We start from the raw sequence: 9,753 nt of genomic DNA, 5'->3' as shown, positions 1-9,753 counted from the left end.
CCCAAGTTCAGGGGCCAACACGTGATGATATACGACTGGGAGCAGCACAATCATCTTAGCGACGACCGTGAACTCATTCTGCTTCCTAAAGAATTGACGGCCTTAGCTCAAACGCCTTCGGACGAAGAATGCGACCGGATCAACCTGGAAAGCCGGGAGAACGGCTACGGGTTTCAACTGGCGAACCAGGAGCTGAATGACCGGCTCATGGGGAAACTCCCCACCATAGAAATGGCCGGCCATACCTTTTATATCGACGTTCGGCTCTGGCAATTGAGGCTCAAAGATGATCCGTTAACGTCCATATCCCTGAATGAGATCAGTCCTTACGAACATGATGTAAAAGCGACCTTTCTTTATTCCCCCTCGACGCGATCGGTCTTTCATCCCGACTGGCGGGCGACAGGGATCCCTGACGGGGTTTTGGCAGTACAGACCCCAAGTATTGTCCATTTAGACCCGGTAGGGCTGGCGCGGTACTTTAAAAAACAGGATGGCTATTATCTGGATCGCTATAATTTCCGTGCGGAACAAAGGGCAGCTATCGTTCCACTGGCCGAGACCAATTTTGCTTTCCTTTTTGAGGCGAACCGTGATGCCGGGCAAAACCACCAGCATTTTAAACGGTAAGGCATTACGCTGTGAATCAACCAGGGCGATCCCGGATACCGGGGAACTGGTGCTCGATAAATTACGCCATGATCTCTATGCAATGGACATGCATCAGCAGCCCGGAAGGGGAATTTAAAATTAATCGAACAATTCTAAATCACTTATTATGGAGGAAACAAAAGAGCAGCAGTCACTGCATCGCTTCCTGCAATTCGGTATTTACCTTTCGGTAGCCTTTGACATCCTGCTGTTCGTTTATGCGCACAAGATCATCGGCAATGCCGCGAGCGTGCGCTACGGCCTTTCCCATTTTTTAGAACGCATCGACAGGATCATTATCTACCACCATCCGCTGAACAGCAAACTGTTTACGCTGATCCTGATCTGCCTGGTGTCCGTTGGAACGCTCAGCCGGAAGAAAAAAGACCTGAACCCTAAAAATTCCATTGTATATCCGCTAACCGCAGGCCTGTTGATTTTTATTGGTGGACTTTGGTTCTATGGAAAAACCGCCGGAGTTCCTCTCCCTAACACGAACTGGTATGATATCGGGTATATAGCATCCGCTTTTTTGGGTGCCATCCTGATACATGTTGCAATGGATAATGTATCTAAGATCATAAGCTCCAATTTGGGCAAGGATAAATGGAATGTCGAGGGCGAATCCTTTATGCAGGCTACAAAACCAAAGATTACTCCCTATGCAGTTAATATTCCAACATTATTTTATTACAAGAAGAAAGTCCATAAAGGTTATATCGTACTGGAAAACGTATTTCGGGGAACGTTGCTTTGCGGAGTACCCGGCAGCGGTAAAAGTTTTGGCGTAGTAATGCCTGTGATCAGGCAATTTCTGGCCAATAGCTTCACGTTATGTTTATACGATTTCAAGTTTCCGGATCTGGGTAAAGTTGCTTACTATCATTATTTACTGGCTAAACAAAACGGAAAATGCAAGAATTATGAATTCCACGTAGTCAACCTTAGTGAACCAGAGAAAAGCAGGCGTCTGAATCCCTGGCGGGCAGCTTATTTATCTACCCTGGCTGATGCGTCTGAAACCGCTGAAGGTCTGGTCGAGGCGATGAAAAAAGGAGATAAATCAGGAGGTAGTGATCAGTTTTTTACCCAGTCAGCCATCAACTTCCTTGCCTCGTGCATTTACTTTTTCAGTAAGTATAATGGAGGGCAATACTCAAGTTTTCCTCATGTACTTGCTTTCCTTAACCTGTCTTATGAGGACATATTCAGCACCTTGTTTAGCAATAAGGAACTTGCTTCATTGCTATCCCCTTTTATGACTGCCTATAAAGCTCGTGCTTTTGATCAGTTGGAAGGTCAGGTTGGAACACTTAAGATCTTTATTAGCCGTCTGGCCACTAAAGAAACCTTTTGGGTATTTTCCGGTGATGACTTCGATCTGAAGATCAGCGATCCGGCACATCCGGGAGTCCTTGTACTAGCAAATGACCCAAATACTCAGAGTATAAACTCGGCTTGTTACTCGGTTATTCTTAACCGGATAACCCGGCTGGTCAATTCCAGAGGTAATATTCCGGTAGGTTTGGTAATAGATGAGGCACCCACTTTATACTGCCATAAAATCGAAAATCTAATCGCCCAGGCCAGATCCAATTTGACCGCTGTTCTTTTGGGACTTCAGGAATTGCCTCAGCTAAAGCAGCAATATGGAAAGGAAACTGCCGCAACCATAACAGCTGTAGTAGGTAATGTACTTTCAGGGTCGGTACGAAATAAAGAAACGCTGGAATGGTTGGAGCGGCTGTTTGGCAAGGTTAAACAAGTAGGCGAAAGCCTCTCTATTGACAGGACTAAAACATCTGTATCCCTGAACGAAAAACTCGAGCCTTTGATTCCTGCCGGAAAGATCGCCTCTTTAAAAGCAGGAGAAATGGTTGGCATTCTTGCTGCCGATGCGGTAGAAAAGTTTACTGGCCAGTACGAAACCTCCGCTGTTAACTGCCGAATCCATCTGGATTTAAAAGCGATCAAAAAAGAAGAACAGGCATATCGTGAGCTTCCTGCTTACTATGATTTTAAAGGCCGGAAAGAAGAAGTACTGCTACAAAATTTCAATAAGATAAATAGCGAAGTACAGGAGATGGTCAGGCAGTTTAAACCTATGGCAGCGCCTCAGCCTGCCCCAACTTCAAAAGGATCTATGAAGCCTGGCTTCAGAAAATAAGTCTTTTTCCGGCTTAAGATACTCAATCATTTTTCACTTAAAAATTAAAGTTATGGAAGAACGGCGAAGCCCTCCTTCCAACCTTAAAAAACAAATTATCATGGAAGAATTAACTGGTACTGTAGTTCTGGTTCACCCAGAGCTTATGAATGATCCTGTGAACCGTCAGGGTCATGTTGGAATTGTTGCCACAGCAGATCTTGGACAAGATGAAGTATTTGTGGGTTTTGGCAAAGGGCCTTTAGGTCTGTATTCGGTCGATGCACTGCTTGTATTAAAACCACACAATGAAATCTATAAAGATCTGCTAAACCACGTTCAGGAACTGGATGCCCAGGATTTTAAGGCCATGCTACGGATCAGTATGCTCCTGGAAGCGGGTTCACCCAAACAGATTAAAGATGCATTGGAACTGGCTATGACCAGTTATCAGACTTTATCTCACAGCACAATACCCTTACAGGATAAGCTCAACCCAATCAGGGAACAAATCCAGGCTGAAGAGCGGGACTTTGTTCACGCTCGTTAGGTTGTTTTAATTATTAAAACTTATGAACTGCTATAAAGAATAAATTGTTATGGATGAATTGGTAGATAAAGTGGTTATGGTACATCCCAACCTGACCCAGGATCCTGCTAACAGGCAGGGGCAGACGGGAACGATTACAAATGTCGTGCATGAGAATGATGAGGTATTTGTGCGTTTTGATGACAATAATATAGGCTTATACAGCTCTGATGCTTTATTCTTATTAAAGCCAGCATCTTTAATACTGGAAAGCCTTCGCTCCGCTATTTATGGAATAGATTATCTGGATAGTAAGGATATCGTGGGAATTCTTGACGTCTATGCACTGCAAGCTTCAGGTCAGATAAAAGAAGCATTGGAACTTGCTATCAGTAATGAAACTGCGCGTATCGCTTCCATAGTATTCGTAGATGACTGGATCGACCGTGGCTATACCGATGAACAAGACCGTGGTCAAAGTCCAAATATAAGCCGATGAACTGGAACGCTGGGGGTAAAGGCGTTATCAACTGCATTACTTTTCTGCTTCTTTTGTCACCAGTAAAAATTACCGCCCAGGATATTCACCGGCCAGGCGTTCCTGGAGTCAATATCAGTCTGCCCTTAGCACATTTGATCGTCACTTCATCTTTTGGATGGCGTATTCAGCCGATACTTGGCAAACCAGATTTTCACCGTGCGGTGGACCTAGCCGCCCGAAATGACCCTGTTTATAGTATAATGGATGGTATAGTTTGTGAAACAGGCAAACATCCCATTCTGGGCAATTATGTGAGAATAGGCCACGGGAATATTCAAAGCATTTACGGGCATCTTTCTCATTCGCTTGTCAAAACTGATCAGACGATTTTGGCCGGTCAGCCGATTGGTATTACCGGATCCACAGGACGAGCGACCGGGGAACATTTGCATTTCAGTATCGTGTTCGGTGATAAGTATATCCATCCGTTGCTTTTTCTCAAAGGAGCAATGGAGCAACAGGTATCCAGCCCACCATTCACTAAAAACTAAGACTTATGAAACAATATTTAAAGAAAGCCCAGCAATCACTTGAGAATAAACTCAATCAATTGCTAGAGGGTGAAACTATCGATTTAAACCCAGATGAAGCAGCCGTTTATGGTGTAGATCAATCCGATTTTTTGCCCGCAGAAGAGGAGGTAGATGATGGCCGGTGAAAAAGCAAAAGCCCTGCATATTCAGGTCGCCGAAAAATTGATCGAACAGCTTAAGGCAGGAACTGCTCCCTGGCAAAAACCCTGGAGCAGCGAAAATCTGCCAGCTTTTGAATTGCCTTATAATGTCCAGACCGGTAATCGCTATAAAGGCATCAATACATTAATGCTTTTGCTTGCGGAGAGGGAAGATCCACGATGGATGACCTTTAAGCAGGCAGCAGCCAGTGACTGGCAAGTTAAAAAAGGTGAAAAAGGCACTATGATCCAATTTGTTAAAACGACGGATCAACAGACCAAGCGAGATGAAAAAGGGAAACCGGTATTGAATGAACAGGGGCAGGCCGTGAAAATAAATTTAAAACTCGATAAACCGATTATTACTTCGGCCTGGGTTTTTAATGCTGAACAGATAAACGGCATTCCTTCTCTTGAAAGGCAAGACACCAAGTCTTCAACCTGGAATCCTCTTGAGCGTGCAGAAAGCCTTATTAAACAATCCGGGGCTGTCATTCATCACAGGGCAGGAGACCGGGCTTTCTACAGCCCATTAGCTGATCAGATTACTATGCCTCTCCTCGAACAATTTGATGAGCCAAGTAAATACTACGCAACCATCCTGCATGAACTGGGGCACTGGACTGGGCATACAGACCGTCTGGATCGGAGTATCATGAACAGGTTCGGGACTGAAGATTATGCCCGTGAAGAACTCCGGGCAGAGATCGCCTCCTTATTGATTGGTCAGGAACTCCGGATCGGCCATGACCCAGCGCAGCATGCCGCTTACGTTGATAGCTGGATTAAGGTGTTACAAGAAACTCCCTTTGAGATCCATAGTGCAGCTGCTGATGCCGAAAAAATCTTTAACTACCTGAGCAGTATAGAAAGGAAGCAGGAAATAAAAGCAGAAATAAGCACCAAATTCTTATCTATAGGTGATGAAATTCCCTATAAGGAAACTGTATATAAAGTTCAGGGGCATTTAAAACACGGCCGCCTCCGCATGGAAGATCAGAGCAATGGAAACACTTTTATCCTTTCCAGGTCTGATGGTCTTTATGGGTCCTTACTTCATGCTAAACAGGAGTTGGCTACAGGTAAAACCGTCCAAAAAACTATCGAACCACTACAAACACCAGAGCCTGAGATTGCGGCTTATGGCATTAAACGTTAGACAAACCCTTTAATCCTTCTTTATGGAAACTATATTTTTTGAAAAGGAACTGCCAATAACTGATCTGGAAAAGCTGGGGCTTTACCGGGATGGTAGCCTAATACTTGAACGTGAAGATCTGGATGCCTTGCTATCCGGCAGGCGAACAGACCTCATTACTCTTAATGAACTGCAAAGTGATGGCTTTCGTATCGAAAGACTGGACGCCAAACTATCACTGGACAGAACGCCGGAAGGAAAGATAACAATTCAACTTCATCCAATTTACAAAGAAGCGCAGAAACATCCTTTACTGGTAGATGTAGAAGCCGACCAGTTGGAACTTGGTACGCTCAGCAATGTTCAAAAAACCTACCATACACCGGAGGGTAAGAAAAAGTCCTGGGTGATCGAATACGATCCTGAAACCAAGGAATTTATATCCTATGACCCCGATAGGGTCAAAGTACCGGAGAAAGTTAATGGGGAGACACTTTCGGATATTCAAAAGGAACTGTATCGGAATGGCGGCCCCGTACAGCTTTCCGATGGAACATTATTACAGCATCGGGCTAGTGAACGAAAAGGAATACTATCTGACCGTGCCGCACTGGTGCTTTCTGTACTATTAGATGGCGGTCTTTCCTATTTAGTTATAAGAGGTCTCCGGAATATCTTAAATAATCCTAATCCCCAAAAGGACGAATATTCTGAAGCCTATAATCAGGCAAGAAGGGAAATTGAAAAACAACGGATTGAGAACATGCCACCAAATCCTGATGTTCGGCTTCAGGACAATAATCGTAAATCACAGCATAATCGGGGGTACGGACGTGGAACCTCCAGGTAATCATGCTCCCTTTTTTAGCGGCTTTGGGTATCAAGTCCCCAGTGCAGCATTTTTTTGAACCTTGGCTGGAAGTAAGCTCTGAAACAGAATTACAGTTTTCCTATACAGATCAGGCAATTAACCGAAAAAAAAGGGAAGTCATAAATGCATATGGTAGCCTTATTCCGTCAACAACCGGGATTTGGTGTGCGGGTGCTCATCATCCACATACAGTCAAACATAACTTTCTTTTTTATTCAGCGATAGAAGTCCTAAGTTTTTGTAGCATGAATACAGACTGGCTGGCAAAGCCAGGTAACGTTGCATTTTCAGCGCTTGGTCTATGCCCTGTAGCCAGTCAGGTTGAGATGCTCCGATCCAGATTTCCTAACGCCCGTCTGCATACTGTTTTTGGAAATGATGTATTAGGAAGGATCGCGGACTGCAAAGTTGCTTTATGGGCTAAAGGAAAGGATGCTGATTTTCATATGCATCAGGATATAATTATTGCACAGTACAACAGTAAGACTTTCCGAATACCCGAGCCAATATTTTCTCTTCACTTCTTTGAACAGAAATGTAGTCTTCGGGCAGGCATCCGTACCCATAAACCAAAAGCAGGGTTTACCACTTTTCTTGAACTTCTCAAAGAAGCACCTTGATAAAAAGATAACAGCGCTAAACACTAAACTTATGATTCCAGAGCAATTTAAGATCAACACGTTGTTGAAAGTAAACATATTTGGCCATGCGGTTGATGTGAACTATGCCTATTACTGGCCAAGAATAAAAGAAGAGCAACTAAAGCTCAAAGATGAAGGTCCGCTGGTTAGCCACATCGAATTTCGCTCTGACTCTAAAATTATCAGCGAAACTGGATATCGTTCACATTTCTTTCACAGTGTCCTCCTGGAAGATACCACCAATGAAACAGTTCAGCAGCTTGTAACCGAAATTGGTGAGATGCTGGCCAAAGAAAACGGCTATGAGCCTAGATCTCCAACCAATCAAATGAGCCTCTTTTAATCATCACTCAATTTTCTATTTATTCACTTATTAAAATCAAATTATCATGAACGAAAAAAATCTCGATTACCTTAAAAAAGTTCTGGATAACCTGGGTTTTGGAACCCGGCTTAATGATGTCCTGGAAACTGCTATCCGCCGGGAGATTCCCCGGTTTACCTTGGGTTTAAACAATACTCATAGGCCCGCTGAAGTAAAAGATCAGAACATACCAAGAACAGACCATATTCGGTTTGAACTGAATTTTAACAAAGCCAAAGAAAGCGATATGTACTTCCTGAATGATTACCTGGTTACTCTCCGTAAACAAGGAGAGCCTGTGCCGCGCATACAAACATTTGACTTGGAAAGAGATCATCGTATCACGGCTTTACAGGCATGGAAACTATTATCTGGCTTATCTTTTGAAAAGGATGTTTATCCAAAACAGAACAGCGAAGAAAAAAATGCTGAAAAGCCAGAGAAAACAAAGGTGTGGTTTAAATTAAATCTTGACGTTACGGATGCTTACGGTAACCATCCATTACGCACATTCTACCCCGAATACCAATACAATTTGTCGGATAGCCTGGCTAAATATCCGTTGAAAGGCTTAGAAGATGCAATCAAAAAAGAAGAAGTATTAAAAACCTTGAAATATGGCAACTTCCAGGATGCGGAACTTACAATCGGAAAAAAATCAATACCGGTAATGCTTGCAGCTAACCCTCAGATGAAAACCATTGATATCTACGATAAAAACGGGAGAGAGATCCGCGATGAAGAGATCTTTCCTGAACGAGCGGCTGCTCAAAACGCAAAAGCGGAAACTTCAGCTGGGGTAAAAAATGAAAAAAATGCTGTAACCCAGTCAGCTCCGGAAAAGACGGAACAACCGTGGAAGCAAGAGCCGGAACTAGCAAGCGCCAAAACTATAGGGAGGTAAGTCCTAGTAATTTCCCTTGACTTGCAGGAGAGCGGATATCCCTTTGCGCATATGTACCATGTTTACGCTGGGTACGCTTTAGCGCCGGAAGTCCCGCACACCTTCAGGCACCCAAGCCTGGAAAGAACAGCCCTAAACTTCCCGTTTTTCAAACGGCTGGGCTGTTCATGCCAGGCTTTATCATTCCCGCCCGCCTGGACGCTGATCACTACCACTTTAAATCTTATAAAATGAAACGTTTACTACAAAAGGTCGACCGGGTCAGAGCATCCGGAACAGCTACGCTAAATCTGGATCCAGTCTCTCCCTATTATAATTTGTCAGGCAAAAGATTCAAGGTTGAAAGTATGGGTACCCCCGGTTACAATTGCCGGATTACACTGTTAATCGATGATAAGCCAGTGGATTTTACCATAAATGATATCCTCTGACCAAACTCAGATCTAGTTTACACTTAAGTTTTTCCAGCATGGGTACATTAAGATTACGAACTCCCAATAACTATTATGGGCTATGCAAAAACATTGCTCTGGGAGCAACAAAAAACGGGTGCTTACATGAGAAATTGGAAGGTGAATAAGAAAATTATTTACCAGCTAAAAAAAGAAAAATTAATATGAATGACGTTTCTTTTGGTCATAAATCCATTGCTCGAACTGACGCTCTTTCTGTTTACGCTGAGCGCGTTTTTTCGATCTGGAGTTAATATATAACACAAGCAGAAACAATACACCAAAAGCAACAGGTACAGCAATCGTGGAATTTTTCATGCTTATACCGGCCAGCATAATGCCGGTAACGATAATTGAGGTGAGTAGGAAAAGAAGTATTGTTCTCATAGCCTTATTGCTTTAATTAGCTAACCAAATTACAATAGATAACGCTTACTCAAATTTACGAAATTTAGTACAAACAACAAAGTAAATGGCTCATCGATACTCTGATTTTGTATTCTAAGGTGTTTGAAGAAAACAATAATTTATTAGAGACAATGATCCCCAGAGCATTGCCTGTTGATCACAGATACGGCAATGGACAATTGCTATTCAGAAAGCCGCCCCGTTAAATATATGACAAAAGTCTATATCGAAGCTAAGGGTGTTATCGAAATAAATAATCGTTCCTTACAGTGCGTCAATAAACTGTTAATAGCATCGGACGACTGGTATTTATCCCAGATCGCTGTAATAAATAACCCCAATAAGACTCAGTAATAGGCATGTTTACTAAATAAATATTCAGGGTGATAACAAATAAGTTGCGCGCGAAACATAGAAACGGTATTTATATACTTG

At 43.1% G+C, this 9,753-nt stretch carries 12 protein-coding genes and 1 pseudogene; 12 read left to right on the top strand and 1 reads right to left on the bottom strand.

Annotation, left to right across the window (positions count from 1 at the left end; all coding sequences use genetic code 11):
- From WBJ10_RS01600 to WBJ10_RS01545, 12 genes and pseudogenes are all read left to right on the top strand, one after another.
- Positions 1-630: pseudogene (locus WBJ10_RS01600) on the top strand (hypothetical protein); the annotation flags it as partial.
- A gap of 148 nt (positions 631-778) precedes the next feature.
- Positions 779-2,818: a TraM recognition domain-containing protein gene (locus WBJ10_RS01595; protein WP_276348973.1), complete on the top strand. Its 2,040-nt coding sequence runs from the start codon at positions 779-781 to the stop codon at positions 2,816-2,818.
- A gap of 100 nt (positions 2,819-2,918) precedes the next feature.
- Positions 2,919-3,347 carry a hypothetical protein gene (locus WBJ10_RS01590; protein WP_424287803.1) on the top strand — a complete coding sequence of 143 codons (429 nt, stop codon included), beginning with the start codon at positions 2,919-2,921 and terminating at the stop codon, positions 3,345-3,347.
- A 49-nt stretch (positions 3,348-3,396) separates the two neighbouring features.
- Complete coding sequence (locus WBJ10_RS01585; RefSeq protein WP_424287802.1) at positions 3,397-3,825, top strand: hypothetical protein; 429 nt, start codon at positions 3,397-3,399, stop codon at positions 3,823-3,825.
- Positions 3,822-4,358, top strand: coding sequence for a M23 family metallopeptidase (locus WBJ10_RS01580; protein WP_276348976.1), 537 nt, complete (start codon positions 3,822-3,824; stop codon positions 4,356-4,358). Before WBJ10_RS01585 ends, WBJ10_RS01580 begins: the two co-directional genes overlap by 4 nt.
- A gap of 5 nt (positions 4,359-4,363) precedes the next feature.
- Positions 4,364-4,525 (top strand): hypothetical protein, encoded by a 162-nt coding sequence (locus WBJ10_RS01575; protein ID WP_276348977.1) that lies wholly within the window; start codon positions 4,364-4,366, stop codon positions 4,523-4,525.
- Positions 4,512-5,699, top strand: a complete 1,188-nt coding sequence (locus WBJ10_RS01570) for an ArdC family protein (RefSeq protein ID WP_424287801.1) — start codon at positions 4,512-4,514, stop codon at positions 5,697-5,699. Before WBJ10_RS01575 ends, WBJ10_RS01570 begins: the two co-directional genes overlap by 14 nt.
- Positions 5,700-5,721: 22 nt before the next feature.
- Positions 5,722-6,528 (top strand): DUF4099 domain-containing protein, encoded by an 807-nt coding sequence (locus WBJ10_RS01565; RefSeq protein ID WP_276348979.1) that lies wholly within the window; start codon positions 5,722-5,724, stop codon positions 6,526-6,528.
- Positions 6,529-6,530: 2 nt separating this feature from the next.
- Positions 6,531-7,169 (top strand): hypothetical protein, encoded by a 639-nt coding sequence (locus WBJ10_RS01560; RefSeq protein WP_424287800.1) that lies wholly within the window; start codon positions 6,531-6,533, stop codon positions 7,167-7,169.
- 31 nt (positions 7,170-7,200) lie between these two features.
- Complete coding sequence (locus WBJ10_RS01555) at positions 7,201-7,533, top strand: hypothetical protein (RefSeq protein ID WP_276348981.1); 333 nt, start codon at positions 7,201-7,203, stop codon at positions 7,531-7,533.
- Between the two features lie 46 nt (positions 7,534-7,579).
- Entirely contained in the window at positions 7,580-8,458 is an 879-nt protein-coding gene (locus WBJ10_RS01550) for a hypothetical protein (protein WP_276348982.1), read from the top strand.
- Positions 8,459-8,688: 230 nt separating this feature from the next.
- Positions 8,689-8,889 (top strand): hypothetical protein, encoded by a 201-nt coding sequence (locus WBJ10_RS01545; protein WP_276348983.1) that lies wholly within the window; start codon positions 8,689-8,691, stop codon positions 8,887-8,889.
- 180 nt (positions 8,890-9,069) lie between these two features.
- Here WBJ10_RS01545 and WBJ10_RS01540 read toward each other — a convergent pair whose 3' ends face one another.
- On the bottom strand, positions 9,070-9,297 hold the full coding sequence (locus WBJ10_RS01540) for a hypothetical protein (protein ID WP_276348984.1): 228 nt from the start codon (positions 9,295-9,297) through the stop codon (positions 9,070-9,072).
- Positions 9,298-9,753 lie beyond the last annotated feature (456 nt).

It is taken from the genome of Daejeonella sp., assembly GCF_049655485.1.
GTDB lineage: Bacteria > Bacteroidota > Bacteroidia > Sphingobacteriales > Sphingobacteriaceae > Daejeonella.
This window is presented reverse-complemented; position numbering and strand designations above follow the sequence as displayed.